The sequence below is a fragment of the Azonexus sp. GW821-FHT04F04 genome (genome assembly GCF_059420025.1).
This window is the reverse complement of sequence record NZ_JBWKSX010000004.1, coordinates 97,128-123,882: the sequence shown is the minus strand read 5'-3', so window position 1 is coordinate 123,882 and position 26,755 is coordinate 97,128. Positions and strand designations below refer to the sequence as shown.

30 protein-coding genes and 1 tRNA gene are annotated in these 26,755 nt (G+C 62.0%); 11 read left to right on the top strand and 20 right to left on the bottom strand.

Going from position 1 to position 26,755, the window contains the following annotated elements:
- Positions 1-12: 12 nt before the first annotated feature.
- The 4 genes from AC07TV_RS09995 to arfB are packed head-to-tail and all read left to right on the top strand — an operon-like array spanning position 13 to position 2,113.
- Entirely contained in the window at positions 13-399 is a 387-nt protein-coding gene (locus AC07TV_RS09995) for a COG4315 family predicted lipoprotein (protein ID WP_494648242.1), read from the top strand.
- A gap of 9 nt (positions 400-408) precedes the next feature.
- Positions 409-909, top strand: a complete 501-nt coding sequence (locus AC07TV_RS09990; protein WP_494648241.1) for an RNA polymerase sigma factor — start codon at positions 409-411, stop codon at positions 907-909.
- Positions 906-1,715: an anti-sigma factor family protein gene (locus AC07TV_RS09985; RefSeq protein WP_494648240.1), complete on the top strand. Its 810-nt coding sequence runs from the start codon at positions 906-908 to the stop codon at positions 1,713-1,715. The genes AC07TV_RS09990 and AC07TV_RS09985 overlap by 4 nt, the downstream gene beginning before the upstream one ends.
- Complete coding sequence (arfB, locus tag AC07TV_RS09980; RefSeq protein ID WP_494648239.1) at positions 1,712-2,113, top strand: alternative ribosome rescue aminoacyl-tRNA hydrolase ArfB; 402 nt, start codon at positions 1,712-1,714, stop codon at positions 2,111-2,113. Before AC07TV_RS09985 ends, arfB begins: the two co-directional genes overlap by 4 nt.
- 36 nt (positions 2,114-2,149) lie before the next feature.
- Here arfB and AC07TV_RS09975 read toward each other — a convergent pair whose 3' ends face one another.
- From AC07TV_RS09975 to rpsU, 6 genes are all read right to left on the bottom strand, one after another.
- Positions 2,150-2,401, bottom strand: a complete 252-nt coding sequence (locus tag AC07TV_RS09975) for a transcriptional regulator (RefSeq protein WP_226403662.1) — start codon at positions 2,399-2,401, stop codon at positions 2,150-2,152.
- Positions 2,402-2,534: 133 nt separating this feature from the next.
- Positions 2,535-2,611 (bottom strand) — tRNA-Ile (locus AC07TV_RS09970).
- 7 nt (positions 2,612-2,618) lie between these two features.
- A complete protein-coding gene (gene rpoD, locus AC07TV_RS09965; protein WP_494648238.1) occupies positions 2,619-4,595 on the bottom strand; it encodes an RNA polymerase sigma factor RpoD in 1,977 nt (658 codons plus the stop codon).
- A 46-nt stretch (positions 4,596-4,641) separates the two neighbouring features.
- Positions 4,642-6,378 (bottom strand): DNA primase, encoded by a 1,737-nt coding sequence (dnaG, locus tag AC07TV_RS09960; protein ID WP_494648237.1) that lies wholly within the window; start codon positions 6,376-6,378, stop codon positions 4,642-4,644.
- 15 nt (positions 6,379-6,393) lie between these two features.
- The gene (locus AC07TV_RS09955) at positions 6,394-6,840 is read right to left on the bottom strand and encodes a GatB/YqeY domain-containing protein (RefSeq protein WP_494648236.1); all 447 of its coding nucleotides are present in this window, start codon (positions 6,838-6,840) and stop codon (positions 6,394-6,396) included.
- Positions 6,841-6,913: 73 nt separating this feature from the next.
- Positions 6,914-7,126, bottom strand: a complete 213-nt coding sequence (gene rpsU, locus AC07TV_RS09950) for a 30S ribosomal protein S21 (RefSeq protein ID WP_117607760.1) — start codon at positions 7,124-7,126, stop codon at positions 6,914-6,916.
- 138 nt (positions 7,127-7,264) lie between these two features.
- On the opposite strand from rpsU, the gene tsaD reads away from it, so the two are divergent.
- Positions 7,265-8,287, top strand: a complete 1,023-nt coding sequence (tsaD, locus tag AC07TV_RS09945) for a tRNA (adenosine(37)-N6)-threonylcarbamoyltransferase complex transferase subunit TsaD (RefSeq protein WP_494648235.1) — start codon at positions 7,265-7,267, stop codon at positions 8,285-8,287.
- A gap of 372 nt (positions 8,288-8,659) precedes the next feature.
- Here tsaD and tpx read toward each other — a convergent pair whose 3' ends face one another.
- From tpx to plsY, 3 genes are all read right to left on the bottom strand, one after another.
- A complete protein-coding gene (gene tpx, locus AC07TV_RS09940; protein WP_494648234.1) occupies positions 8,660-9,160 on the bottom strand; it encodes a thiol peroxidase in 501 nt (166 codons plus the stop codon).
- 65 nt (positions 9,161-9,225) lie between these two features.
- Complete coding sequence (locus AC07TV_RS09935; RefSeq protein ID WP_494648233.1) at positions 9,226-9,486, bottom strand: hypothetical protein; 261 nt, start codon at positions 9,484-9,486, stop codon at positions 9,226-9,228.
- A complete protein-coding gene (plsY, locus tag AC07TV_RS09930; RefSeq protein WP_494648232.1) occupies positions 9,483-10,079 on the bottom strand; it encodes a glycerol-3-phosphate 1-O-acyltransferase PlsY in 597 nt (198 codons plus the stop codon). The genes AC07TV_RS09935 and plsY overlap by 4 nt, the downstream gene beginning before the upstream one ends.
- A 75-nt stretch (positions 10,080-10,154) precedes the next feature.
- Here plsY and AC07TV_RS09925 point away from each other — a divergent pair, with 75 nt between their 5' ends.
- Complete coding sequence (locus tag AC07TV_RS09925; protein ID WP_494648231.1) at positions 10,155-10,505, top strand: dihydroneopterin aldolase; 351 nt, start codon at positions 10,155-10,157, stop codon at positions 10,503-10,505.
- Between the two features lie 95 nt (positions 10,506-10,600).
- Here AC07TV_RS09925 and AC07TV_RS09920 read toward each other — a convergent pair whose 3' ends face one another.
- The 7 genes from AC07TV_RS09920 to AC07TV_RS09890 form a co-directional block, all read right to left on the bottom strand.
- Positions 10,601-11,476: a ZIP family metal transporter gene (locus AC07TV_RS09920; protein ID WP_494648230.1), complete on the bottom strand. Its 876-nt coding sequence runs from the start codon at positions 11,474-11,476 to the stop codon at positions 10,601-10,603.
- 91 nt (positions 11,477-11,567) lie between these two features.
- Positions 11,568-12,059: a Cys-tRNA(Pro) deacylase gene (ybaK, locus tag AC07TV_RS09915; protein ID WP_226403688.1), complete on the bottom strand. Its 492-nt coding sequence runs from the start codon at positions 12,057-12,059 to the stop codon at positions 11,568-11,570.
- A 32-nt stretch (positions 12,060-12,091) separates the two neighbouring features.
- Positions 12,092-12,283: a hypothetical protein gene (locus AC07TV_RS09910; RefSeq protein WP_494648229.1), complete on the bottom strand. Its 192-nt coding sequence runs from the start codon at positions 12,281-12,283 to the stop codon at positions 12,092-12,094.
- A 9-nt stretch (positions 12,284-12,292) separates the two neighbouring features.
- Positions 12,293-13,201: a site-specific tyrosine recombinase XerD gene (xerD, locus tag AC07TV_RS09905; protein WP_494648228.1), complete on the bottom strand. Its 909-nt coding sequence runs from the start codon at positions 13,199-13,201 to the stop codon at positions 12,293-12,295.
- The gene (locus tag AC07TV_RS09900) at positions 13,179-13,658 is read right to left on the bottom strand and encodes a methylated-DNA--[protein]-cysteine S-methyltransferase (protein ID WP_494648227.1); all 480 of its coding nucleotides are present in this window, start codon (positions 13,656-13,658) and stop codon (positions 13,179-13,181) included. Before AC07TV_RS09900 ends, xerD begins: the two co-directional genes overlap by 23 nt.
- A gap of 49 nt (positions 13,659-13,707) precedes the next feature.
- A complete protein-coding gene (locus AC07TV_RS09895) occupies positions 13,708-14,883 on the bottom strand; it encodes an acyl-CoA dehydrogenase (protein ID WP_494648226.1) in 1,176 nt (391 codons plus the stop codon).
- Positions 14,884-14,957: 74 nt separating this feature from the next.
- Positions 14,958-16,214, bottom strand: a complete 1,257-nt coding sequence (locus AC07TV_RS09890) for a glutamate-5-semialdehyde dehydrogenase (protein ID WP_494648225.1) — start codon at positions 16,212-16,214, stop codon at positions 14,958-14,960.
- A gap of 113 nt (positions 16,215-16,327) precedes the next feature.
- Between AC07TV_RS09890 and AC07TV_RS09885 the strand changes: the two genes are divergently transcribed.
- On the top strand, positions 16,328-16,579 hold the full coding sequence (locus tag AC07TV_RS09885; protein ID WP_494648224.1) for a hypothetical protein: 252 nt from the start codon (positions 16,328-16,330) through the stop codon (positions 16,577-16,579).
- Here the strand turns inward: AC07TV_RS09885 and holA are convergent.
- From holA to AC07TV_RS09865, 4 genes are all read right to left on the bottom strand, one after another.
- Positions 16,576-17,589 (bottom strand): DNA polymerase III subunit delta, encoded by a 1,014-nt coding sequence (gene holA / locus AC07TV_RS09880; protein WP_494648223.1) that lies wholly within the window; start codon positions 17,587-17,589, stop codon positions 16,576-16,578. The genes AC07TV_RS09885 and holA overlap by 4 nt on opposite strands.
- A complete protein-coding gene (locus tag AC07TV_RS09875; protein WP_494648222.1) occupies positions 17,589-18,116 on the bottom strand; it encodes an LPS-assembly lipoprotein LptE in 528 nt (175 codons plus the stop codon). Before AC07TV_RS09875 ends, holA begins: the two co-directional genes overlap by 1 nt.
- Positions 18,117-18,127: 11 nt before the next feature.
- Positions 18,128-20,740, bottom strand: coding sequence for a leucine--tRNA ligase (leuS, locus tag AC07TV_RS09870; protein WP_494648463.1), 2,613 nt, complete (start codon positions 20,738-20,740; stop codon positions 18,128-18,130).
- A gap of 256 nt (positions 20,741-20,996) precedes the next feature.
- Positions 20,997-21,347: a hypothetical protein gene (locus AC07TV_RS09865; protein ID WP_494648221.1), complete on the bottom strand. Its 351-nt coding sequence runs from the start codon at positions 21,345-21,347 to the stop codon at positions 20,997-20,999.
- 217 nt (positions 21,348-21,564) lie between these two features.
- Here AC07TV_RS09865 and AC07TV_RS09860 point away from each other — a divergent pair, with 217 nt between their 5' ends.
- The 4 genes from AC07TV_RS09860 (at position 21,565) to AC07TV_RS09845 (ending at position 26,751) form a co-directional block, all read left to right on the top strand.
- Positions 21,565-23,709, top strand: a complete 2,145-nt coding sequence (locus AC07TV_RS09860; protein ID WP_494648220.1) for a UvrD-helicase domain-containing protein — start codon at positions 21,565-21,567, stop codon at positions 23,707-23,709.
- Between the two features lie 122 nt (positions 23,710-23,831).
- On the top strand, positions 23,832-24,806 hold the full coding sequence (locus tag AC07TV_RS09855; RefSeq protein ID WP_494648219.1) for a quinone oxidoreductase family protein: 975 nt from the start codon (positions 23,832-23,834) through the stop codon (positions 24,804-24,806).
- Positions 24,803-26,128, top strand: coding sequence for a TAXI family TRAP transporter solute-binding subunit (locus AC07TV_RS09850; RefSeq protein WP_494648218.1), 1,326 nt, complete (start codon positions 24,803-24,805; stop codon positions 26,126-26,128). The genes AC07TV_RS09855 and AC07TV_RS09850 overlap by 4 nt, the downstream gene beginning before the upstream one ends.
- A complete protein-coding gene (locus AC07TV_RS09845) occupies positions 26,125-26,751 on the top strand; it encodes a nucleotide-binding protein (RefSeq protein WP_494648217.1) in 627 nt (208 codons plus the stop codon). Before AC07TV_RS09850 ends, AC07TV_RS09845 begins: the two co-directional genes overlap by 4 nt.
- Positions 26,752-26,755: the final 4 nt, after the last annotated feature.

Here is a 26,755-nt window from a genome sequence, read left to right as displayed (position 1 = left end):
ACGGAGATCATCATGAAAACGAAAAACCTGCTTCTCTCGCTGCTCACCTCAACCATACTGGCCGCCTGTTCCGGTTACGGGACGCGCGCCGCTGCCCCGGCCATGGTGTCGGATGGCATGCTCACCGGCAGCAATGGCATGACGCTTTATGTTTTCGACAAGGACGCAGCCGGTAGCGGCAAGAGCATGTGCAATGGCCCATGTGCCACCAACTGGCCGCCGCTGATGGCCATGGATGGCGACATGGCGAGCGGTGACTACAGCATCGTGATGCGCGACGATGGCAAGAAACAGTGGGCCTTCAGGGGCAAGCCGCTGTACTTCTGGATCAAGGACCAGAAGGCTGGCGACAAGACCGGTGACGGTTTCAACAACGTCTGGCACGTCGCCAAGCCTTAATCGAGCAACGTGGATAGCCGCGCGATCATCGCCGAATTGCCTCGCTTGCGCCGCTATGCGCGGGCGATGCTGGGCGATCGCGCGGCAGCAGACGATCTTGTGCAGGACACCCTCGAACGCGCCTGGAGCCGTTTTGCTCAATGGCGGGCCGGTAGTGATTTGCGGGCTTGGTTGTTCGGCATCATGCACAACCTGCGCGTCGACCAACTGCGGCGGGGCAGTTTGCCGACCTATGCGCTCGACGATGGCGCCTGCGAGGTGCCGACGCGCGCTACCCAAAGCGACCGGCTGGAAGTGATGGATCTCGAATCAGCCCTCCGTCAATTGCCGGACGACCAGCGTGAAGTACTGTTGCTCGTCGGGCTGGAAGAAATGAGTTACGCCGAAATCGCCGCTGCACTGGGCATTCCGATCGGCACCGTGATGTCCCGTCTGTCGCGTGGACGCGAACGGTTGCGCCAGATCATGGAAGGCCGGCAGGCCGGCGCCAATTTGAGGGTTGTGCGATGAGCCCGCTCAATATTACCGAAGACGATCTGCACGCCTACGTCGACGGCGCCTTGACGCCAGCGCGGCGGGCCGAGATCGAAGCTTATCTGGTTCTCTATCCGGAGGATGCCGAGCGCGTCCGTGCCTATCGCGCCCAGAATGAGGCGCTCAAGGCGCTGTTCAATCCTGTGCTGGTCGAGCCTTTGCCCGACCACCTGCAGGCGCTGACCGTGCAACCAATGAATTCCACGGTCAACCGGAAAAAAAGGCTAAATTTGAAATTTTGGCCGCTGCAGCAGATAGCCGCCGGGGTTCTGGTTGCCACGCTCGGTGGCGTCGCCGGCTGGCTGGGGCATGGCCAGTACCAAGGCGTCGAGCGGATGGCCCAGGTTGTGCCGCTGCCTCGCCAGGCTGCCGTCGCCCACGTGGTTTACAGCCCCGACGCCAGGCGCCCCGTCGAAGTGACGGCCGATCAGGAAGAGGCGCTGGTCAAATGGCTGTCCAAACGTCTGGGCTCGCCGGTCAGCCCGCCCAAACTCGGTGCCCTTGGCTACGAGTTGGTGGGCGGTCGTCTGCTCCCCGGCAACGCCGGTCCGGTTGCCCAGTTCATGTACCAGGACGCCACCGGCCAGCGCATGACGTTGTACGTGACGACCGAAAACGCTGCCCGGCCGGAAACCGGCTACCGCTTCGCCCGCGAAGGCGAGGTCAATGTGTTCTACTGGGTTGATGGTAAATTTGGCTACGCCCTGTCGGCGAGCACCGCCAAGGGCGAATTGGCCAAAGTGGCAACGGCGGTGTACGACCAACTCGAAGCAAAAAAATGAACGCCCTTACCCTCAACGAAAGCGAAGTTGAATTCACAGCCATCCGCGCGCAAGGGGCGGGCGGGCAGAACGTCAACAAAGTGTCGAATGCCGTCCATCTGCGTTTCGATATCGCTGCGTCAAGCTTGCCCGATGAGGTCAAGGAAAAACTGCGGTCCATGCGCGATCAGCGGATCAGCAGCGAGGGTGTCGTCGTTATCAAGGCACAAAAATTCCGCAGCCTTGAGCGCAACCGTGAAGACGGGCTGGTTCGCCTGCGCGAACTGATCGCCTCGGCGGCCTTTGTGCCGCCTGTACGGCGGCCGACCAAGCCGAGTCGGAACTCCCAGCGCAAGCGCCTCGAGAGCAAAATAAAACGCGGCCAGGTAAAACTACAGCGCGGCCGCGTCGTTGAATAACAGGAAGTTGCCAGGCCAGCTCGGCTGGCCCTTTTCTCAGGTCTTGACGCCCGGCTTGCGGCCAGGAGCAGCCGACGGCATGTAGCCGGAAACGCGGCAGAACATGCCTTCGGTCGGTGTGCCATTCTTGAAGGTGGTCATGCTGCACACTGAAATGGCTTTTTGAGCGGACAGTTCGAGGATCGATGTACGAACATCCGACAGCGCAATGCCCGTGCCCTTGGCGATATCCGCATCAAGCAATTGGCCGTGCTTTTTCAGGTGCGTGAGGATGGATTCTGTATTCATGTCGAATGCCTTTACAAAAAATGCCTAAAAAACCTGCCACTTCGTGTCAGCAACATGGCTTTTGTCGAAGTGTCTACCGGGTACTTCTGAAACATGCGGCCAACCCCGGAGGGTTGGTCGCAGCACTGCAAATTGGTGGGCCTGCACGGACTTGAACCGTGGACCAAAGGATTATGAGTCCTCTGCTCTAACCAACTGAGCTACAGGCCCGGAAAGCTTAGTTGCCGTTTTGATCCAGGAAGCTGCGCAGCTTGTCGGAGCGGGTTGGGTGACGCAGCTTGCGCAGCGCCTTGGCTTCTATTTGACGGATGCGCTCGCGGGTGACGTCGAACTGTTTGCCGACTTCTTCCAGCGTATGGTCGGTGTTCATTTCGATGCCGAAGCGCATGCGCAGGACCTTGGCTTCCCTCGTCGTCAGGGTGTCGAGGATTTCCTTGGTAACGCCGCGCAGGCTTGAGTACATCGCCGCATCGGCCGGCGCCAGCGTCAGTTGATCTTCGATGAAGTCGCCGAGATGCGAGTCGTCGTCGTCGCCGATCGGGGTTTCCATGGAGATCGGCTCCTTGGAAATCTTCATGATCTTGCGGATCTTGTCTTCAGGCATGTCCATCTTCTTGGCCAGTGTTGCCGGATCGGGTTCGGCACCCGTTTCCTGCAGGATCTGGCGGCTGATCCGGTTCATCTTGTTGATCGTTTCGATCATGTGCACCGGGATACGGATGGTCCGCGCCTGGTCGGCGATGGAGCGGGTGATGGCCTGACGAATCCACCATGTGGCATAGGTCGAGAACTTGTAGCCGCGACGGTATTCGAACTTGTCCACCGCCTTCATCAGACCGATGTTGCCTTCCTGGATGAGGTCGAGGAACTGCAGGCCGCGGTTGGTGTACTTCTTGGCAATCGAGATAACCAGACGCAGGTTGGCCTCGGTCATTTCGCGCTTGGCGCGACGCGCCTTGGCTTCGCCGGTGGACATCTGCTTGTTGATGTCCTTGAGGTCCTTGAGCGGAATGCCGATGCGCTCCTGGAGCGCGATCAGCTTCTTCTGCTCTTCCTTGATATCCGGTGCGCAGCGGGTCAGGATCGCCAAGTAAGTCTTGGGGGCTGAGGCGATTTCGGCGTCCACCCACTCGAGCGTCGTTTCCTTGCCCGGGAAGGTCTGGATGAAATGCGGACGGGGCATCTTGACGCGGTCGACACAGATTTGCTGAATCTTGCGCTCGGAGCCGCGAATCTGTTCGACCATGCCACGCACGCTGTCGCACAGGCGTTCGATCGAGCGCGAGGTGAAGCGGATGTTGAGCAGTTCATCGGAAATCTGCTGCTGCAGCTTGAGATAGGCCTTGTCATGCGGGCCCTTGCTCGACAGCAGCTTCTGCATCTTGGCGTGCACGCTCTTGATGGCCTTGAAACGCTCCAGGGCATCGGTCTTGAGTTGCAGCAGCGAGGCGGATGCGGCACCGGCAGCACCACCTTCGCCGTCCTCGTCCTCGTCGTCCGCTTCCTCTTCATCGGCTTCCGGCATTTCGGGAGCGGCGGCGACTTCTTCGGTGGCGTTCGGATCGATCAGGCCATCGACCAGTTCGTCGATGCGCATCTCGTCGTTCTCGACCTTGGCGGCCATGTCGAGAATGTCGGTAATCGTCGTCGGGCAGGCGGAAATCGCCTGGATCATGTGCTTCAGGCCTTCCTCGATGCGCTTGGCGATCTCGATTTCGCCTTCGCGGGTGAGGAGTTCGACCGTGCCCATTTCGCGCATGTACATGCGGACCGGGTCGGTGGTACGGCCAAATTCGGAGTCGACGGTGGACAGTGCCTGTTCGGCTTGTGCTTCGACTTCTTCGTCGTCGGCAGCAACCGCAGCGGTGTCGGACATCAGGAGGTCTTCGGCAGCCGGGGCTTCGTCGAAAACCTGGATGCTCATTTCGCTGAAGGTCGAAATGATTGCTTCGATGCTTTCTGCGTCGACGACATCGTCCGGCAAGTGGTCGTTGATTTCGGCGTAGGTCAGGTAGCCGCGCTCCTTGCCGAGCTTGATCAGCGTCTTGAGGCGCGTCTTGCGCGCTTCGGCGTCGAGCGGTTCGGGAACTTCAGCCATCTGGCCTTGCAGCAGCGCCTTTTCGGCTGCCTTCTCCTTGGCCTTGCTGATGCGAGCCTTCGGGGCTTCCTTGACGGGGTCTTTTGCCTTAGCCATGAACACGATCCATAGAATTCGAGAAAACCATAAATTTTACCACAACTTAGCTGCGATTTGCTTGCTTGCTGAGCAGTTGTATGTAAGCCATTTTTTCCGCAGCGCTGAGTCCGGCCACGCCAAATTGATGGGCTTTCGCCTGCAATTCGGCAAAGGCGCGTTTCTGGCCGCCTTCCTGCAATTTATCGAGGGTGTCGCGAAACTCTTCGTCTGCTTCATCTTCGTCAAACGGCTGGCCGAGAAGTTCCGATGCGGCGTTTTCGATCATGCTTTCCTCGGGCTGGCCGCGCAGTTGCTCACGCAAGCCGGCATAGCTGCTGGTTTCGTCGTTGGCGCTGACCAAGTCATGCAGGCGAACCAGCGCAGCGCGCTCAGGTGTGTCGGGCAGAAGATCTATTGGCAGCTGGCTGGCCAGTTGTGGCTTGTGCAACACAATGCGCAGGAGGTTGCGGGTCAGCGACGGCGCGGTACGCTTGGCCCGGGGTGGGGCAGCTGGGGTGTAGGATTTGAGTTCGCACAGGCGCTCAACTTCACCCTGGGCAAAGCCGCTGGCTTCGGCCAGGCGCTTGACCAGTTGCAATCGCAGCAGCGGAGTCGGCAGCTTGAGCAGCAGCGGCTTAGCTTCATAGATGAGCTGCGCCTTGCCTTCCGAGCTGGTCAGGTCACAGCGCTGGGCCAGCTCGCGCAGCAGGAAGTCGGAGAGCGGCATAGCCTGGATGACCTGGCGGTCAAACTGCTCCTTGCCGAATTCGCGGATGTAGCTGTCGGGGTCATGTTCCTGGGGCAGGAAGATGAAGGCCAGGCGCTTGTTGTCGGCCAGCGCTTCCAGCGAGTTTTCCAAGGCGCGCCACGCCGCCTTGCGACCGGCATTGTCGCCGTCGAAGCAGAAGACGATGCGGTCGACTTGACGGAGCAGCTTGGTGACGTGGGTGGCGGTCGTTGCCGTGCCGAGCGTGGCGACGGCATTGCCGACGCCGTTCTGGGCCAGCGCGATGACGTCCATGTAGCCTTCGGTGACGATGGCGGTATCCGTCTCGCGTAGCGCCTGTCTGGCCTGCGGCAGGCCGAACAGTTCGCGGCCCTTCTCGAACAGCGGTGTTTCCGGCGAGTTGAGATATTTCGGTTCGCCCTGGTCGATGATCCGGCCACCGAAGGCGATGATTTCGCCTTTCGGGTTGATGATCGGAATCATCAGGCGGTCGCGGAAGCGGTCGTAGCGACGACCGGACTCGTTTTCGATGACCAGTCCGGCTATTTTCAGTTCGTCGGCGTTGTAGTCGGAGAAAACTGCCTGCAAGTTCTGCCAGCCGTCCGGGGCGTAGCCCATGCCGAAGCGGGCGGCGATTTCTCCGGTCAACCCGCGTTTTTTGCAATATTCGATGGCGCGCGGCGAGGCCTTGAGCTGGTCTTTGTAATACTGGGCGGCGCGCGCCATGATCTCGATCAGCGTGCGCGTCTGGCCGGGCTTTTCGTCCTTGAAGCTGCGTCCTTCGCTTTCCGGTACCTGCATGCCGGCGCGGGTGGCGAGATCCTTGACGGCATCGACGAAGCCGAGCCCCTGATATTCCATGACGAAGCTGATCGCCGTGCCGTGGGCGCCGCAGCCGAAGCAGTGGTAGAACTGCTTGGTCGGGCTGACCGTGAAGGACGGTGATTTTTCGTTGTGGAAGGGGCAGCAAGCGGCGTAATTGGCGCCGGCTTTCTTGAGCGGTACGTAGCTATCCACCAGGTCGACGATGTCGACCCGGGCCAGCAGATCCTGGATAAAGGAATCCGGAATCATGGCGTGTATTGCTGCTTAACCGGCCAGCGCCGCTTTGACCAGTTTCGATACCTCGGCCATGTCGGCCTTGCCGGCGAGTTGCGGTTTCAGCACAGCCATCAGCTTGCCCATGTCGGCCGGACCTTTGGCGCCGGTTTCGGCGACGGCGGCGGCGACCGCTGCGGCGGTTTCCTCGGTGCTCATTTTTTCCGGCAGGTAGACGGCGAGGACGGCGATTTCAAACTTTTCGGCGTCGGCCAGTTCCTGGCGGCCGGCGGCTTCGTATTGGGTGACGCTGTCCTTGCGCTGCTTGGTCAGCTTTTCGATGATGGCGACGACCGCTGCGTCATCAAGTTCGACACGTTCGTCGACTTCCTTTTGCTTGAGGGCGGCGAGCAGCAGACGAATCGCGCTCAGCTTGGCCGTTTCCTTGGCCTTCATGGCCGACTTCATGTCTTCGGTGATGCGGGCTTTCAAACTCATTTTCGGCTTTCTTAAAGCAAAGAGCCGCCAGCTGTTGGGCGGGCGGCTCTTTCGTGCTGCGATATTTTTCTGATTAGAAAAGTTTCGGCGGCAGGGTCAGGCTACGGAGGCGCTTGTGCTGGCGTTTGACAGCAGCGGCGGCCTTACGCTTGCGTTCGGCGGTGGGCTTTTCGTAAAACTCACGGGCACGCAGCTCGGTCAGCAAACCAGTCTTTTCGACCGTGCGCTTGAAGCGGCGGATAGCAACTTCGAACGGCTCATTTTCCTTGACACGAATGTTCGGCATATAAATCACCCCCTTCCGTTAGGCGCCTGCCAGGTCAAGTAAACGGCAGTGCGCGCAAAATTTGTTCCGCAGACTTTGCGGGTAGCCCAACAGTATATGCGAAAAAACCCTGCTGATCCAAGTGTTAAAATCCGCAGCATGCTAGTCCTCGGTATTGAATCTTCCTGCGACGAAACCGGTATTGCGCTCTACGACAGCGAAGCCGGTCTCCTGTCGCACGCTCTCCATTCGCAAGTGGCGATGCACGCCGAGTACGGTGGTGTCGTGCCGGAACTGGCTTCGCGCGATCACATCCGGCGTGTCGTGCCGCTTTTGCGCGAGACGCTGGCGCAAGGCAATCGCTCGCTCGACGAGGTCGATGCCGTGGCCTACACGCGTGGCCCGGGGCTGGCCGGGGCGCTGCTCGTTGGTTGTGCCTTCGCCGAAGCGCTGGCGCTGGCCATCGACAAGCCGACCATTCCGGTGCATCACCTCGAAGGGCATTTGCTGTCACCGCTGTTGTCGGCCACGCCGCCGACCTTCCCGTTTGTCGCCTTGCTGGTCTCCGGCGGTCATACGCAATTGATGCGGGTGACCGGCGTTGGCGAGTACGAACTGCTTGGCGAGACGCTCGACGACGCGGCCGGCGAGGCTTTCGACAAGAGCGCCAAACTGCTCGGCTTGCCCTATCCGGGTGGCGCCTTGCTGTCGAAGCTCGCTGAGGCAGGAACGCCGGGGGTTTATGAATTGCCGCGGCCAATGCTGCATTCGGGCGATCTTAGTTTCAGCTTCTCGGGACTGAAGACGGCTGTTTTGACGCTGGTCCGCGAGCACGCCGACGACATGACCGATACCTTCAAGGCTGATGCGGCGCGGGCTTTTCAGGAAGCAATTGTCGAGGTGCTGGTCAAGAAGTCGCTCAAAGCGATGAAGCAGACCGGCCTCAAGCAGCTGGTGGTGGCCGGTGGCGTCGGCGCCAACAAGCAATTGCGGGCGACGCTCGACGACGAGGCGCGGCGCAAGCGGTTCAGCGTTTATTACCCGGAACTGGAGTTCTGCACCGATAACGGCGCGATGATCGCGCTGGCCGGTTGCCTGCGTCTGCAGGCCGGGACGCCAGCGAAGGCGGCGGGCAGTTTTGCCATTCAGCCACGCTGGCCGTTGAGCGAACTGCTGCGCTGATCGGACGTTACCTCATGGGTTGAAGGTTGTCGTCAGGCGGCGATTTGAAAATTGGCCAAAATTTCCGGTCGACCGTGGCAATGCCCTTTTTCTTCTGTTTTTTCAGCTTAGGGCAGTCCTTGCACGGCGGATGGCGCTTGCAGCATTTTTTGCCCATGGTGGCCTCCATTCAGTTCCGACGGGCCACCCGGTAGGTGGCGCCGGCGCTCAGCCACATGTCACCGCGTACCAAGCGGGCCTTTGGCGCGAACGGATGATTGTGCGAATCGAACAAGGCATCGGCCGGTCAGGTGCGTTAAGCACCTCGTCGAATCTTTCGGCGAGGGCTAGTGCCTTGAATTCATCGAAGGTGCCTGAAAGCATGGCTTGGCCTCAGAGGGCGGCGAGGGCGGCGGTGTAATCGGGCTCGTTCTTGATTTCGCTGACCAGTTCGCTGTGGATGACATTGTCGTTTTCGTCGAGGACGACGACGGCGCGGGCGGTCAGCCCGGCCAGCGGGCCGCTGGTGATGGCGACGCCGTAGGCTTCGATGAACTCGCGGCCGCGCAGGGTGGACAGCGTGACGACGTTATCGAGACCTTCGGCGCCGCAAAAGCGGGCCTGGGCGAAGGGCAGGTCGGCCGAGATGCAGAGGACGACAGCGTTCGGCAGGGTGTTGGCCTTGGCGTTGAACTGGCGGACGGACGTGGCGCAGGTCGGCGTGTCGATGCTCGGGAAAATGTTGAGGATCTTGCGCTTGCCGGCGAAGCTGGCGAGGGCGACGTCGGAGAGATCCTTGGCGACCAACGAGAAGGCCGGGGCCGTGTCGCCCTTTTGCGGAAATTTGCCGGCGACGGTGATGGCGTTGCCGCCGAGGGTTACGGTTTGGGTCATGCGGTTTCCTTGGTGTTGGGATCGGAGGCACCGTTTGACGGGGACGCTCCGTTTTGGTTCATTGCTCAGTAGTTGTCGGGCAGGGTCGCCAGGATGTCGACGCAGGGTTGCCATGCCAGCAGCTCGTCGAACCAGCGATCAATGAAATTCGAAATCATGGTGGCCTCCTGAAGTGGTTCGGGTTGTGATGACCTGATGGGCTCAGTGTAGGCAGTGCCGATTTGTTGATCCAATCGATTGATCGAATGCGGCGGATTGGAATTGGCTATCGCGCCAACGAAAAACGCCGGCGAACCGGCGTTGTGGTGGCGAGGCTTGGGGCTCAAGCCTTTTTCTTGCTGCCGATCTTCGATTCCTGGCCGGCCATCAGGCGCTGGATGTTCTGCCAATGCTTGCCGATCAGGGCCATGCCGAGGATGCCGACGACGACCGTCTGGCCGTTGCCGCCGTGCATGAGTACGGAAATGACCGGGGCCATGGCGGCGGCGACGACGGCGGCCAGCGATGAATAGCGGAAGGCGTAGGCCATGAACAGCCAGGTGCCGGCGACGGCCAGGCCGAGCAGCGGGTCGAGGGCGATGAGCACGCCGGCGGCGGTGGCGACGCCCTTGCCACCCTTGAATTTGAGGAAAACCGGGTAGAGGTGGCCGAGGAAGACGGCGAGCGCGACGAGGCCGATGACGGTGCTCGAAAAGCCCATCTGCTGCGCGATGAAGACGGCGGCCCAGCCCTTGAGGGCATCACCGAGCAGGGTGAATAGCGCGGCCTTCTTGTTGCCGCTGCGCAGCACGTTGGTGGCGCCGGGATTGCCCGAACCGTAGGTGCGCGGATCGGCCAGCCCGAAGAGCTTCGAGGAAATCATGGCGAAGGGAACGGAGCCGAGCAGGTAGGCGGTAACGAGGGCGAGGGCAATTTGCATGGGGCGCTTAGGTGGCTTTGGTCGCTGGGGTACAATCGCGCCAAATTTTACACCGCTGCTGCGGTCGACCGCCCTATGGACATCATTTTCCTCGAAGAACTGCGCGCCGAAACCTGGATAGGCATCTATCCGCGCGAGAAGGCCATGCCGCAGACGGTCGAAATTTCACTGCAGATCGGCGTATCGACGGCCTCGGCCGGGGCCAGCGACGACATTCGCGACACGGTTGATTACGCAGTGGTGGTTGAGCGCCTGCGCGCCGACCTGGCCGCCGTGCACTTCAATCTGATCGAAGCGCTGGCCGAACACGTGGCGAGCTACGTGCTGGAAACCTTCGCCGTGCATTGGGTCCGTGTGTCGGTCGCCAAGCTCGGCATGATGCCGGGCGTCAAGCGCGTCGGCGTCATCATCGAACGCTCGCTCTGAGCATTCTTGCCCCTCACCAGCGGGCGAGGGGCATTTCAATTTTTGAGGCTTTTTTCCGGTTGACCGTGGGAATGGCTTTCCCCAGCTGAATCAGCTCAAAACGCCGCCGCGAGAACCGTCATCACGGCGAAACCGGTGGCCAGGCCGGCCGTCCCGGCGCCGACTCGCCCTGGCTGGTGCGAGGCCGGAATCATCTCGTGGCTGACTACCCAGAGCATCGCCCCGGCCGCGGCGGCCAGCGCCATTGGCAAGGCGGCGCCGGCGACGGTGCTGGCGATGACGCCGAACAAGCCGCCGACCGGCTCGACGAGGCCGGTGCCCAGCGCGATCAAGGCAGCCCGCAAGGGTGCGGCACCGAGCGCCACCATGGCGCTGGCGACGATCCAGCCTTCCGGAATGTTCTGCAAGGCGATGCCGAGGCTCATGCCGTGGTCGGCGCCGGCCGCTGCCGCGACGCCCACCGCCAAGCCTTCCGGTACGTTGTGGATGGCGATGGCGGCGACGACGAGGGCGACGTTGGGCTGCATGCCGCTGCTTTCGACTTCTTCGACATGCTCGTGCGGCAAACGACGATCCAGCATCTGCATGGCCGCGACGCCAGCCAGCAAGGCGCCGGCCGTGGCGGTGCCGAGCGACCACACGGCGTCGCTGGCCATCACCGTCTGCACGGCCGGGACGAGGAGCGAGAACAGGCTGGCGGCGAGCATCATGCCGCCAGCCAAGCCGAGCATCGGGGCCATCAAGCGTTCTGACGGACGGCGGAGCATGAGTACGGGAATGGCGCCGAGCCCGGTCGCCGCGCCGGCCAGCAGGCTGGCTTCAAGCCCCTGGGCGGCCATCGGGTGGGCAGCCAGCCAATGGACGGCCTGTTCGATGCCGAAGGCGATGGCAACAACGGCCATTGCCATGCCGATCCACAGATGGCGAGGGGCAGTCGGCCGGGTGTAGTGCTGGATAACGAGTTGGGTCATGGTGGCGCTCCTTTGTCTTGAGTGCCACTTTACGAACTGCGGAGCTATAGTGCCAATCGATTGCTTAAATACTGTCGATTGTTATTGACAATCAGCCTTTGAGCGCGGCCTCGACCACCTTTGGCTGTAGTGTGCGCAGGATGTCGTGCGGATGGACGCCGACCAGAAAGCCGCGTTTTCCGCCATTGATGTAGATCAGCGGCAGGTCGAGGATGGTTTTTTCGATATGCACCGGCATCGTCTTCTTGGTACCGAAGGGGCTGGTGCCACCGACCAGGAAGCCGGTGTGGCGGTTGGCCACTTCCGGCTTGCACGGCTCGACCTTCTTGCAGCCGATTTGCCGCGCCAGCTCCTTGGTCGATACCTTGCAGTCGCCATGCATAAGGACGATCAGCGGCTTGGCGTTCTCGTCCTCGAAAACCAGGGTTTTGACGACGGCGTGTTCATCGACGTTGAGTTCGCGCGCCGACACTTTGGTGCCACCGTGCTCTTCGTAGTCGTAGAGATGGGTCGAGAAGGCTACCTTGTTGGCCTTGAGGAACTTGGTGGCTTGCGTTTCGGGGGCGTGTTCTGGTTTTGCCATGGCGTGACGGGTTTCAATGTTCTTGATTGATTTTACATCCCCTGCCGAGTCGGATTGACCGGCGTCTTGGGCTGGAAATAGAGACAGGCCTGCCCCGAGGAGGCGATCACATCGAGTTCGGGCCGGCGCTGGCTTTTGAAATCGAGGGCGCGGCAGCCATAGCGGAACGGCAGTTCATGGGTGATGAAATAGTGGGCGCACTGGTTGCAACGCGGCGATGACATGGACCTCTTTCAACCGCGCGGGTGATGCACCGCGTGCAGCGTCTTGAGCCGTTCGCGGGCAACGTGGGTGTAAATCTGCGTCGTCGAAATGTCGGCGTGGCCGAGCAGCAGTTGCACGACACGGAGGTCGGCGCCATGGTTGAGCAGGTGGGTCGCAAAGGCGTGGCGCAGGACGTGCGGCGACAGCTTTTCCGGGGCGATGCCGGCGATCAGGGCGTAGCGCTTGATCAGGTGCCAGAAGGCCTGGCGGGTCATGGCGCCGCCGCGGGCGGTGACGAACAGGTCGTCGCTTTGCTGGCCGTTGAGGATGTCCGGTCGGGCTTCGTTGAGATAGCGCTGGATCCACTCGATGGCCAGTTGGCCGAGCGGTACCAGGCGCTCCTTGCTGCCCTTGCCGAGAGCACGCAGCACGCCGTCGGCGAGGCTGACTTCGTGCAGCCTGAGGCCAACCAGTTCCGAGACGCGCAAGCCGGTGGCGTAGATCGTTTCGAGCATGGCGCGGTCGCGCAGGCCGAGCGGGGTGTCGAGGTCGGGGGCATCGAGCAGGGCTTCGACCTGCTTTTCCGACATGACCTTGGGCAGGCGCGACGGGCGGCTCGGGTTGGCCAGCTTGAGCGTCGGGTCGGCGACGATGCGGCCGCGGCCGAGCTGCCAGCGGTAGAAGCGGCGCAGCGTGGACAGGTAGCGGGCCTGCGAACTGGCTCGGGTCTGCCTGGCGAGGTGGGCGATGAAGCCGGTCAGCGTCGTTTCGCGCAGGTCGAGCAGCGGCTCGTTGGCGTTATTGGCCAGCCACAGGGACAACCGGCCGAGGTCGGAGCGATAGCTGTTCAGCGTCGCCTTGGCCAGGCCGTCTTCCAGCCACAGGGCGTCGCAGAAATTGTCGATCTCGGCGAGGTCAGCCGGGGAGGCTGTTTTCATGCGACAACAGCCAGCGTTTGACGTCAAGCAGGAAACCGCCGCGCTCGCGGGCAAAACCGCCGAGTCCGCCACCGGTGGCGACAACACGATGGCAGGGCACGACAACCGGGTAGGGATTCGAGCCGCAGGCCTGGCCGACGGCACGCGGGGCGTTCTTGATGTTTTTCGCCACTTCGCCGTAGGTGTGGGTCCGGCCGGTCGGAATGGCTGAAATCTGCTCCCAGACGCGGCGCTGAAAATGTGTGCCGGCCGGGCGCAGGGGCAGGCCAAAAACGAAGCTCGGGTCGGCGATGTAGGCCTTGAGCTGACGCACGGCTTCGGCTGCCAGTGGTGTTGCCGGCGCTTGTTCCGGGCGCGGTTCGAGGAAGTCGATGCCGGTGATTTCATCAGCGCTGCACTGCACGCCAAGCGAGAATCCCGGCGCGGCGACGATGGCTTGATAGGCGTTGGTTTTCATGATGCCTCCGTGGTCAATGCTACGGTCGACCGGAAAAAACGGCCAAAATTCAAAAAGCCGACAAGCCGGTCTGGGCGCGGCCGAGGATCAGCGCGTGTACATCGTGTGTGCCTTCGTAGGTGGTGACCGATTCGAGATTGACCATGTGGCGGATGACGCCGAATTCATCCGAAATGCCGTTGCCGCCCAGCATGTCGCGGGCGTTGCGGGCGATTTCCAGCGCCTTGCCGGTGCTGTTGCGCTTCATCAGCGAGACCAGTTCCGGCGTCGCACTACCGTCGTCCATCATGCGGCCGAGGCGTAGCGCACCTTGAATCCCCAGGGCGATTTCGGTCTGCATGTCGACCAGTTTTTTCTGAATCAATTGCGTGGCGGCGAGCGGCCGGCCGAACTGCTGGCGATCCAGCGTGTATTGCCTGGCCGTGTGCCAGCAGGCTTCCGCGGCGCCGAGGGCGCCCCATGAAATGCCGAAACGGGCTGAGTTGAGGCAGGTAAACGGCCCCTTGAGGCCGCTCGCCTTGGGCAACTGGTTCTCGGTGGGAACAAAAACTTCGTCCATCACGATGTCGCCGGTGATCGAGGCGCGCAGGCTGACCTTGCCGTTGATGATCGGCGCCGACAGCCCGGCCATGCCTTTTTCAAGGATGAAGCCGCGCAAGGCACCGGCGTCATCCTTGGCCCAGACGATGAAAATGTCGGCCATCGGTGAGTTGGTAATCCACGTCTTGCGCCCGGACAGCTTCCAGCCACCCGGTACGGCGCGAGCCACGCTGCTGGCGCTGGCCGGATCCGAGCCGGAATTCGGCTCGGTCAGACCAAAACAGCCGATCAGCTCGCCCTTGCCCAGCTTCTTGAGGTATTTCTCTTTTTGCTCGTCGGAACCGAATTCGTAAATCGGCAGCATGACCAGCGAGGACTGCACGCTGAGCAGCGTCCGGTACGCCGAGTCGACATATTCGACCTCGCGCGCGATCAATCCGTAGGAGACGTAATTGAGTCCGGCACCGCCGAACTGCGGTGGCAGCGTCGCGCCGAGCAGGCCCATGTCACCCATTTCGCGGTAGATCGCCGGGTCGGTCGTTTCATTGCGGAAGGCATCGCGGATGCGTGGCTTGAGCGCCTTGAGCGCGAAGTCGCGGGCCGCGTTGCGGACTTGCCGCTCGTCGGCAGCCAGTTGGCTGTCGAGGAGAAAAGGGTCTTCCCAGGTGAAGGAAGGTTTGGCCATCTGCTTGCTCCGGAAAAAGTTGTCCCCGCCAGCGCGGGGACTTGTGGATTTCAGGGAATGCCGCGCTTGTCCGCTCAGGCTCGAACGTGTCCGTCGCCGAGCACGATCCATTTCTGGCTGGTCAGTCCTTCCAGGCCGACCGGGCCGCGGGCGTGGATCTTGTCGGTCGAGATGCCGATTTCGGCGCCCAGGCCATATTCGAAACCATCGGCGAAGCGCGTCGAGGCGTTGATCATGACCGAGGCCGAATCGACTTCGCGCAGGAAGCGCATGGCTTTCGGGTGGTTGTCGGTGACGATGGACTCGGTGTGGTGCGACGAGTACTTGTTGATGTGCGCGATGGCTTCGTCGATGCCGGCGACCACCTTGACCGAAATGATTGGCGCCAGGAACTCGGTGTAGTAATCCTCTTCCGTTGCGGCGACGGCGTTCTGCACGATGGCGCAGGTTTCGGCGCAACCGCGGATCTCGACGCCCTTGGTGGTCAGCATATGGGCGATCGGCGGCAACAGCATGGCGGCGACCGAACGGTCGACGAGCAGCGATTCGGCGGTGTTGCAGGTGCCATAGCGCTGGGTCTTGGCGTTCTCGACGATCTTCAGGGCCTTGTTCGGGTCGGCTTCTTCCTCGAGGTAGACGTGGCAGTTGCCATCGAGGTGCTGGATCATCGGCACGCGGCATTCGGCCAGCAGACGCGAGATCAGGCCCTTGCCGCCGCGCGGCACGATGACATCGACGAATTCGCGCATGGTGATCAGTTCGCCGACGGCGGCGCGGTCGGTGGTGTCGATGACCTGCACGGCATCGGCTGGCAGCCCGGCAGCTTGCAGGCCTTCATGGACCAGCGCAGCGATGGCGCGGTTGGAGCGGATGGCTTCCGAGCCGCCACGCAGGATGGCGGCGTTGCCGGATTTCAGGCACAGCGCCGCGGCATCGGCCGTCACATTCGGGCGGGCTTCGTAGATGATGCCGATGACGCCGAGCGGCACGCGCATCTTGCCGACCTGGATGCCGGACGGCTGGTATTTGAATTCGCCCATTTCACCAATCGGATCGGGTAGCTTGGCGACCTGCTCAACGCCTTCGGCCATGCTGTCGACGCCCTTTTCGCTGAGTGTCAGGCGGTCGAGCATGGCGGTTTCAAGCCCGGCGGCGCGGGCGGCGGCCAGATCTTCCTGGTTGGCGGCGATCAGGGCGGACTTTTCGCGACGGATGGCAGCGGCGATGGCGAGCAGTGCGGCATTTTTTTCGGCCGTCGAGGCCGAGGCGACACGACGCGAGGCAGCGCGGGCCTGTCGGCCGACGGTCTGCATGTATTCCTTGATGTCCATGATGTTCTTCGTGCGGGGCAAAGGAACATTATAGCCAGACAAATAAGTGGGAACTTCTAGAACCGGGTAAACTCTTATCCGCAACGACAACAGGGCTTTCCGTCGAGGACAAGATGGCTGAAAAATTGATTTTGCCGACCGAGGTTAAGGTCTGCGCTACGTGTAGCTTCTGGGATGGCGAACGGCAGGTGGACGCCGAGATGAAGCTGGTGGTGGTTTCTGATGAATGTTCAGGGGAATGCCTGGTTCAGGAGAAGAACAAACCCGGCTTGCACGACGTGCGTCAGGAGCATACCTGTCTCTGGGAAGATCTGGAGCCGGACACGCCACCCGAGGACAAGGCCGCCGATAACAAGGCGGCCTAAATTTGTTTGACCGCGGCGAGGCGCAGGCCGAGCCGCAGGAATTCTTCCCAGATGTTGCCGTGACCGATGCCTTTGGCCAGTCGGTCGATTTTGCCGGCATGTTGCAGCGCCGCTTCGAGTGCTGCGGTCGACAGGCGCTGTAGCGCCTTTTTCACCGGGTTGGCGCGCGGCCCCCAGACTTTCGCATCCTTGAGCAGCATGTCCACCGGCTTGCCGGCATCCATGCCGGCCCGAATGATGGTCAACGCCCGGATTTCCTCGCTCATCGCCCACAACACCAGCGGCGGCGCTTCGCCTTCCTGCATCAGGCCATCGAGCGTCCGCGTCAGGCGGGCGACGTCGCCCGAGAGCAGCGCTTCGCGCAGGCCGTCGATGTCGTAGCGGGCAACGTTGAGCACGGCATCGCGAATCTGCGCCAGGCTCAACTGGCCGGCCGGGTAGAGCAGGCCGAGTTTCTGGATTTCCTGATGGGCGGCGAGCAAGTTGCCCTCGACGCGCTCGGCAATAAACTTGAGACTTTCGAGGTCGGCGCTCTGCTGCTGGCGACGCAGGCGGCCGACGAGCCAGCCCGGCAACTCGGCCAGCGGCGGCGCCATGAGCTTGATGGCGACGCCGGCATTGACCAGAGCGGTGAACCAGACGGCCTTTTCTTCGCGCCAGTCGAGCTCGGGCAAGGTGATCAGCAGCAGGTTGTCCATCGACAGGTTCTGGCACCACTGCTGGAGCGCCGCGCTGCCTTCCTTGCCGACCTTGCCGGTCGGAACGCGCAGGTCGATCAGTTTTTTATCGCCGAACAGCGACATGTTGCCCCCGGCGGCGAGCAATGTTCCCCAGTCGAACTGCGGCAGCACGGTCAGTACTTCGCGTTCGCTGTAGCCCTGCTGGCGCGATTTGGCGCGGATGGCGTCGGCGGCTTCGATGACCAGCAGCGGGTCGTCGCCGTACAGAACATAAAGCGGCCGCAACTCGCGTTCGAGATGCCCCGCCAGCTGATCGCCTTTGAGCAGCATTACTCGTCGTCTTCTGCTGCGTCTGGGTTTCTCGGCTTGATGATGCTCAGCCGGCGCATGATCTGGTTGACCAGGTCATTGTTCATGTCGCGCCAGAGCAGGCCTTCTTCAAGATCCTTGGCGAGAATGTTCGAGTCGTCGAAGGAAATGTCGCGGGTCAGGGCCACCTCGTTGGGCGGAACCAGTACTTGCCCCTTCTGGTTGACGATGCGGAAGGTGTAGGTCAGTTGCAACCGGTATTCGCGCACCCGGCCCTGAGCATTGACGCTGAGGATGGTCTTCAGGCGGCTGTCGCCCAGTTGCTGGAAGATGGCATCGGCCGCCTTGGCGTCCTCGACGATCTCGGTGCTGCCGCTGGCCTTGATGTAGCGTTGCAGCCAGATATTGACTTCAGCCGTGTCCGGCAAGGCGATGTACATCGTCTTGTAGGGCAGGTTGCCGCTGCCGACGCCGCGCAGATGGAAGCCACAGCCGGAGAGGGCGGCGGCGATGATCAGGGCGAACAGCAGGCGGAGCGGCGAACGCATGGCGGCTTTCCTCAGACGACGATGTTGACCAGACGGCCCGGCACGACGACAACCTTCTTCGCCGGCTTGCCTTCCATGAACTTGACGGCGCCTTCGGAGGCCAGAGCAGCGGCTTCGATGCTCGCCTTGTCGGCCTCGGCAGAAACGCGGACGGAACCGCGCAGCTTGCCGTTGACCTGGACCATGAGCTCGATTTCATCCTGCTTGAGCGCCGCCGGATCGGCCTTCGGGAAGGGCTGTACGCCGGCATCCTTGCCCGGTTTCAGCTCGGCGTAGAGCGCTTGGCCGATGTGCGGGACGATGGGGAAGAGCAGCAGGGCGATGCTTTCCAGCGTTTCCTGGGCCAGCTTGCGACCGGTGGCGTCGGCAAGGTCGCACTTGTCGTAGGCGTTGAGTAGTTCCATGACGGCAGCGATGGCTGTGTTGAACTGCTTGCGGCGGCCGTAATCGTCGGCCACCTTGCCCATGGTCTGGTGCAGCTTGCGACGAAGGTCGGCTTGCACGGTCGACAGGGAATTTTGCTCAAAATCGGCATCGACGAGGCCGGCTTGCACATGGTCGTACGTCGTCTTCCACAGGCGACGCAGGAAGCGATACGCCCCTTCGACGCCAGCGTCGGACCATTCCAGGGACTGGTCGGGCGGCGAGGCGAACATGATGAACAGGCGGGCGGTGTCGGCACCGTACTGGTCGATCAGGGCCTGCGGATCGACGCCGTTGTTCTTCGACTTCGACATCTTCTCGGTGCCGCCGATGACCACTGGCAGACCGTCGGCCTTGAGTGTGGCGCCGGTCGGGCGGCCGCGCTCGTCGGTGACGACGTCGACGTCAGCCGGGTTGATCCACAGCTTCTTGCCGCCATCAAGATCGCGGAAGAAGGTCGGAGCGACGACCATGCCCTGGGTCAGCAGGTTGGCGAACGGCTCGCCGAGGTCGCCGATCAGGCCGACATCGCGCATGAGCTTGGTGAAGAAGCGCGAATACAGAAGGTGCAGGATGGCGTGTTCGATGCCGCCGATGTACTGGTCGATGCCGCCCTTGCACCAGTAGGCGACGCGCTCGTCGACCATGGCCGTGGCGTTGTCCGGGCAGGCGTAGCGCAGGAAGTACCAGGACGACTCGAAGAAAGTGTCCATGGTGTCGGTTTCACGCCGGGCGTCGCCGCCGCACTTCGGGCACTTGCACTCGTAGAACTCCGGCATCTTGGCCAGCGGAGAGCCGGCGCCGGTGATCTCGACGTTCTCGGGCAGGACGACGGGCAACTGCTCGTCGGGCACCGGCACGTCGCCGCAGGTCTTGCAGTGGATGATCGGGATCGGGCAGCCCCAGTAACGCTGGCGGGAAATACCCCAGTCGCGCAGGCGGAACTGGACTTTCTTGTCGCCCAGACCTTTGGCGGCGAGGTCGGCGGCGATGGCGTCGACGGCGGCTTCGTAACCAAGGCCGTCGTACTTGCCGGAATTGACCAGCTTGCCACGCTGCTTGTCGGCGTACCACTCGGCCCAGGCTTCGTGGCTGAACGAGGTTTCACCGTCGACGGCGACGACCTGCTTGATCGGCAGGTTGTACTTCAGGGCGAAGGCAAAATCGCGCTCGTCGTGGGCCGGCACGGCCATCACAGCGCCATCGCCATAGCTCATCAGCACGTAGTTGCCGACCCAGACTTCGACCTGCTGGCCGGTCAGCGGGTGAGTGACGTAGATGCCGGTCGGCATGCCCTTCTTTTCCATCGTCGCGATGTCGGCTTCGGCGACGCCACCCTTCTTGCATTCCTCGATGAAGGCGGCAAGTTCGGGATTGTTGGCGGCAGCCTTGGTGGCCAGCGGATGTTCGGCGGCGACGGCAACGAAGGTGACGCCCATGATGGTGTCGGCGCGGGTGGTGAACACCCACAGCTTTTCTTCCGGGTTGTCGGCGAGCGGGAAGGCGAAGCGCACGCCGGTGCTCTTGCCGATCCAGTTCTTCTGCATCAAACGAACCTGCTCGGGCCAGCCCGGCAGGTTGTCGAGTTCACTCAGCAGTTCTTCGGCGTAGGCGGTGATCTTCATGTAATACATGGGAATCTCGCGCTTTTCGATCAGCGCGCCGGAACGCCAGCCGCGGCCGTCGATGACCTGTTCGTTAGCGAGCACGGTGTGATCAACCGGGTCCCAGTTTACGGTGCCGAGCTTCTTGTAAACCAGGCCCTTTTCGTAGAGGCGGGTGAACAGCCACTGTTCCCAGCGGTAGTACTCGGGCGTGCAGGTGGCGAACTCGCGTTCCCAGTCGATGGCAAAGCCGAGCGATTTGAGCTGCTGGCGCATGTAATCGATGTTGGAATAGGTCCAGCCAGCCGGCGGCACGTTATTTTGCAGAGCAGCGTTCTCGGCTGGCATGCCGAAGGCGTCCCAGCCCATCGGTTGCAGGACGTTGAAGCCCTGCATCTTGTGGAAGCGCGACAGCACGTCGCCGATGGTGTAGTTGCGGACGTGGCCCATGTGCAGTTTCCCGGACGGATACGGGAACATCGACAGGCAGTAGTACTTGGGTTTCGTGGCGTCTTCGACGGCGCGGGCGGCGCCGGTCTTGTCCCAGTGTTGCTGGGCGGCGCGCTCGATGTCGGCCGGGGTGTATTTGTCCTGCATGGGCATGGCGGGGTTCATTCGCTGGAAATCGGAGAGTAACCGCGAATTATACCGGTTGACCCCGACTCATCGGCGATGAGGGCGAGGCATGCCTCGAGCCTTTGGATCTTGGCCCTTTTTTGCGGTTGACCGTAGCAGGCCCGACGGGGCTCAACGACGTGGAGCGACTGCAGCAAACAGATGGTCAGTGACCGGGTGCAGCGGGTGCGGAGCCTGCACGCTCCGCACCCGCGGGTCCTACTTTATTGTCGCCCGGTCACGCCGCTTTTTTTTGCTGGTAGATGCCTTCCCAAGTGTTCTGCCAGTAACGGTAAGCGTTTTGGGTCGCCGCGAGGGACAGCAAGGACATCCTGGACTGATGGCGCCACATCCAGGAAAGCTGGGGAGCGGGGGCCAGGCTGTAGGACTGGACGTTGCCGACTTCGTCTTCAACGATGGCCAGGAAACGATCGATGGCCAAGCCCCAGTAGGCGGAACCTTCGGTTTTGCCGGTGAGATACTCTGCTTCGCTGACGGCGCGGCGCCACAGTTTGAGCGCGAGCTCGTCGCTGATGCCGGCCTTGCGGGCGATCCATGGCAGGATCTTCGGTGCATTCATGCTGTTCATGCTGATTCTCCTTCTCTATGTAGCGGTAGCTACTGTTGGGTAAGACTGCCTTGTGGGCTAATAGTTTTGTGCACTGCAATATATTTTAGGCAAGTATACGTGTGCACTCGGTTCGTGACTGTGAAAAAATGCACGTAATTGTAGTTTTCGTTGTACAAACGCAACTAATTGGTCATACCAATTGACCGGGCGTTGCCCGGTTTAACCTTGAGACTTCATGTCCGATCTCCTTGCAAATCTGAATTCGCCGCAACTTCAGGCAGTTACGCTGCCGCCTGTTCATGCTTTGATCCTTGCCGGGGCTGGCAGTGGTAAGACCCGGGTGCTGACAACACGCATTGCGTGGCTCATGTCGACCGGTCAGGTCGGGCCGCACGGGGTGCTGGCGGTGACCTTCACCAACAAGGCGGCGAAGGAGATGACGGCGCGGCTGTCGTCGCTGGTGCCGATCAACACGCGCGGCATGTGGATCGGCACGTTTCACAGCCTGTGCAACCGCCTGCTGCGGGCGCATCACCGCGAGGCCGGGCTGCCGCAGACCTTCCAGATCCTCGATTCGGCCGACCAGCTGGCGATGGTCAAGCGGCTGCTCAAGAACCTGAATGTGGACGACGAGAAGTATCCGCCACGCGAGTTGTGCCACTTCATCAACGCCCATAAAGAGCAGGGCGTGCGGGCGGCACAGGCCGAGGTTTACGACAATTACACGCAAAAACGCGTCGAGTTGTACGCCGAATACGAGAACCAGTGCAACCGCGAAGGCGTCGTCGACTTCGCCGAATTGTTGTTGCGTTGCTACGAATTGCTGCAGCGCAACGAACCTTTGCGCAAACACTATCAGGACCGCTTCCGTTACATCCTGGTCGATGAGGTGCAGGACACCAACAAGCTGCAGTACGCCTGGCTGAAATTGCTGGCCGGCGGCGGGGCCGTGGTTTTTGCCGTCGGCGACGACGACCAGAGCATCTACGCCTTCCGCGGTGCCGAGGTCGGCAACATGCGCGAATTCGAGCGCGATTACGCCGGCGACAATGTGATCCGGCTCGAGCAGAACTACCGCTCGCACGGCAACATCCTGGCCGCGGCCAACGCCATCATCAAGAACAACCGCGAGCGCCTCGGCAAGAATTTGTGGACCGATGCCGGCGAGGGCGAGCTGATCCGCGCCTTTGAGGCTTATTCGGACCTCGACGAGGCGCGTTTCGTTGTCGAGGAGATCCGTGAACTGGTCCGCGACGGCATCTCGCCGACGCAGATTGCCCTGCTTTACCGCTCCAACGCCCAGTCGCGCGTGCTTGAAAACGAGTTGTTCACCAAGAGCGTGCCGTACAAGGTTTATGGCGGCCTGCGCTTCTTCGAGCGGCAGGAAATCAAGCACGCCCTGGCCTATCTGCGCCTGCTCGGCAATCCGGACGACGATACGGCTTTCCTGCGCGTCGTCAATTTCCCGACCCGCGGCATCGGCGCCCGTTCGCTCGAAAACCTCCAGGCCACGGCGCATCAGACCAATTCCAGCCTGTACAACGCGGCGGCCTCGCTGAGCGGCAAGGCTGGCCAGACGGTCGGCGCCTTCATTCGTTTGATCGAACAACTGCGCGTCGAGACGGAAGGCTTGCCGCTACCGGAAATGGTCGAGCACGTCATCGAAAAATCCGGTCTGGCCCAGCATTACCGGACCGACAAGGAAGGCCAGGACCGGCTGGAGAATCTCGACGAACTGATCAACGCTGCGGCGACTTTCATCGACGATGAAGGCGCCATCGGCGAAGGCGGGGCGCTGGTTTCCTTCCTGACCCTGGCTTCGCTCGAAGCCGGCGAGCATCAGGCCGGCGAGGGGCAGGAGGCGGTCCAGCTCATGTCGGTGCACGCCGCCAAGGGACTCGAGTTCGATGTGGTTTTCATCACCGGCCTGGAGCAGGGCCTGTTCCCGCACGAAAACTCGATCAACGCCGGCAAGGATGGCTTGGAGGAGGAGCGGCGGCTGATGTACGTGGCGGTCACCCGCGCCCGTCAGCGCCTTTACGTTTCCTGTGCGCAGACCCGCATGCTGCACGGCCAGACGCGCTATTGCGTGCCGTCCAGCTTTCTCGATGAAATTCCCGAGCAACTGCTGCTCAAACTCAACAAGAAAGCGGCGCCGGCAGCGGCCTTCCCGGCTTTCGGTTCGTTCGGCGGCGGTTATGCCGAGCCGGCTGCGGCGGGCGGCCTGCGCATCGGGCAGACAGTCGAGCATGCCAAGTTCGGCATCGGCGTCATCGTGTCCACCGAGGGGCGTGGCGCCGATGCGCGCGTCCAGATCAACTTCGGGGGCAGCGGCATGAAGTGGCTGGCGCTCGAGTACGCCAAGTTGACGCCGGTTTGAGGCAATCCCACGGTCAACTCGAAAATTTGACCAAAATTCAAATCGCCCGACGGTAGATCGCCGGCCGGCACGGTGATAACCTCGTTATCTCGCAAAAATAAGCAGATAACGAGGAGATCACCATGCCCTACGCCATTCGTCTTCATCAAAACGGCGGTCCGGAAGTGCTGTCCTGGGAAACGGTTGAGGTACCGGCGCCGGCCGCCGGTGAAGCGACCATTCGCCACCACGCCGTCGGACTCAATTACATCGACACCTATCACCGCACCGGCCTCTACCCGGTCACCCTGCCTTCCGGTATCGGCATGGAAGGCGCCGGCGTCGTCGAGGCGGTGGGCGAAGGGGTCAGCGAACTCAAGGTCGGCGATCGCGTCGCCTATGCCGGCGGCCCGCTTGGCGCCTACGCCGACGTGCGCAACATCCCGGCGCACCGCCTGCTCAAACTGCCCGACGCCATCTCCTTCGAAACCGGCGCGGCGATGATGCTGCAAGGCCTGACGGCGGCCTACCTGCTGCGCAAGACCTATCGCGTCCAGCCGGGCGATGCCGTGCTGATCCAGGCTGCCGCCGGCGGCGTCGGGCTGATCGTTTGCCAATGGGCGCGGGCGCTTGGCGCGACGGTGATCGGCACCGTCGGCTCGCCGGCCAAGGCCGAGCTGGCCAAGGCACACGGCTGCCACCACGTGATCAACTACAGCACCGAGAATTTCGCCCAGCGCGTCCGTGAAATCACCAACGGCGAAGGCGTCGCCGTGGTCTATGACGGCGTTGGCAAGGATACATTCGCCGGCTCGCTCGACAGCTTGCGCCCCATGGGCATGATGGTTTCCTTCGGCAATGCTTCCGGCCCGGTGCCGCCGCTCGACCTGATTGTGCTGTCGCAAAAGGGTTCGCTGTTCGTCACCCGGCCAACGCTCATGAACTACACGGCGAAGCGCGAAGATCTCGTCGCCCTGGGCAGCGAGCTGTTTGATGTCGTCGTCTCTGGCCAGGTCAAGATCGAGGTCAATCAGACTTACGCACTGAAGGACGCAGCCCAGGCGCATCGTGATCTCGAGGCGCGCAAGACCACGGGTTCGACCATTCTGCTGCCATGATGGCCAGGATCAAGGCTGGCCTGCTCTCGCTGCGCGACCTGTTCGCCACCGCCTGGTGGATTGTCCTGCTCGCCGGCATTGGCTTCGCTATTGCCTACCAGTTTGTCGAACCGGCGCCGCCGAACAAGATTGCCATCAGCACCGGCAGCGAAAGTGGCGCCTATTACCAGTTCGCCAAGCGTTACGCCACCATCCTGGCCAAGAACGGCATCACCCTCGAGGTGCGGACCTCGGCCGGTTCGCTGGAGAATCTGGATCGCCTGCACAAGGACGAAGTGCAGATCGGCTTCGTCCAGGGCGGTGTCGTGCCGCCGAAGGACGATCCCGATGCCGAGGACGAATCCGGCCTGCTCTCGCTCGGCAGCGTTTTTTACGAGCCGGTCTGGGTCTTCTATCGCGGCGACAAGGTGCTGACGCGCCTGACCGAGCTCAAGGGCAAACGTATCGCTATCGGCCAGGAAGGCTCCGGGGTGCGCCAGTTGGCGCAGCAGTTGCTCGACGCCAACGAAATTCCGAACGACGATCATCTGGTCCCGCTAGCCGGCCTGTCGGCGGCCGAGGAGCTGCAGCAGGGACGGATCGATGCCGCCTTCATCATCGCCGCCGAAACGGCGCCGGTGGTTCAGGTGCTGATCCGCTCGCCCGGCGTCAAACTCATGAGCTTCGCCCAGGACCGCGCCTATCAGCGCCGCTTTCCTTTCCTGACCAAGCTGACCTTCCCGCGGGGCGTCGCCGATCTGGTTCGCGATTTCCCGCCGGATGACATCAAGGTGTTGGCGCCGACGGCCAATCTGATCGTCCGCGAAGACCTCCATCCGGCCTTGCAGGCACTGCTCCTGCAGGCGGCCAGCGAGGTGCATGGCAAATCCGGCTTCTTTCAGGATACAGGCGAATTTCCTTCCTACATGGACCAGATGCTGCCGTTGTCGCCCGAAGCGGCCCGCTTCTTCAAGTCCGGCCCGTCCTTCCTGCAACGCTACCTGCCGTTCTGGCTGGCCGTACTGGTCGACCGGCTGATCGTCATGCTGGTCCCGATCTTCGTCCTGCTCATCCCGCTCCTCAAGGTGGCGCCAGCAATCTATAACTGGCGGGTGCGCTCAAAGGTTTTCCGCATTTACGGCGAGCTGAAGTTCCTCGAAGACGATCTCAAACACCATTTCGATCCGGCCAAACTGGCCGACTACCGCAGCCGGCTCGATGCCCTCGACGATGAAGCCAGTGCCCTGCACATTCCGCTCGGCTTTACCGATCTGGCCTACACCCTGCGCGAACACGTCAATCTGGTTCGCCATATCCTGGATAAAAAGGAAGTTTCGGCATGAAAGCTTTTCTCGTCGCCAATCCCAAGGGGGGGTCCGGCAAAAGTACGCTGGCCACCAACCTGGCCGGCTATTTCGCCAGCCGGGGGGCCGAGGTGATGCTCGGCGACATCGATCGTCAACAATCGTCGCGCGAATGGCTGGGCATTCGCCCCTTCGCCCTGCCGACCATCGACACCTGGCAGGTTGGCGAAGACAAGATCTCGCGGCCGCCGAAGGGCACGACGCACGTCATCCTCGACACCCCGGCCGGTCTGCACGGCAAGATGCTCGAACGCGTCCTCAAGTTGTCGACGCGGGTCATCGTGCCGGTCCAGCCGTCGATGTTCGACATGCTGGCGACGCGCCATTTCCTGACCGAACTGCTCTCCGAAAAGGCCGTGCGCAAGGGCAAGGCCGACGTCGCCGTAATCGGCATGCGGGTCGATGCGCGAACGCGCGCCGCCGGCGAACTGGAGCGCTTCTTCGCCACCTTCGAGCTGCCGGTGCTGGCCTATCTGCGCGACACGCAGACCTATGTCCAGGCCACTGCCGCCGGCATGACCATTTTCGACCTGCCGCCGTCGCGTGCCGAGCGCGATATCGAGCAATGGCAGGCGATCATCAAATGGGTCGAGGCCAACTGAGCGC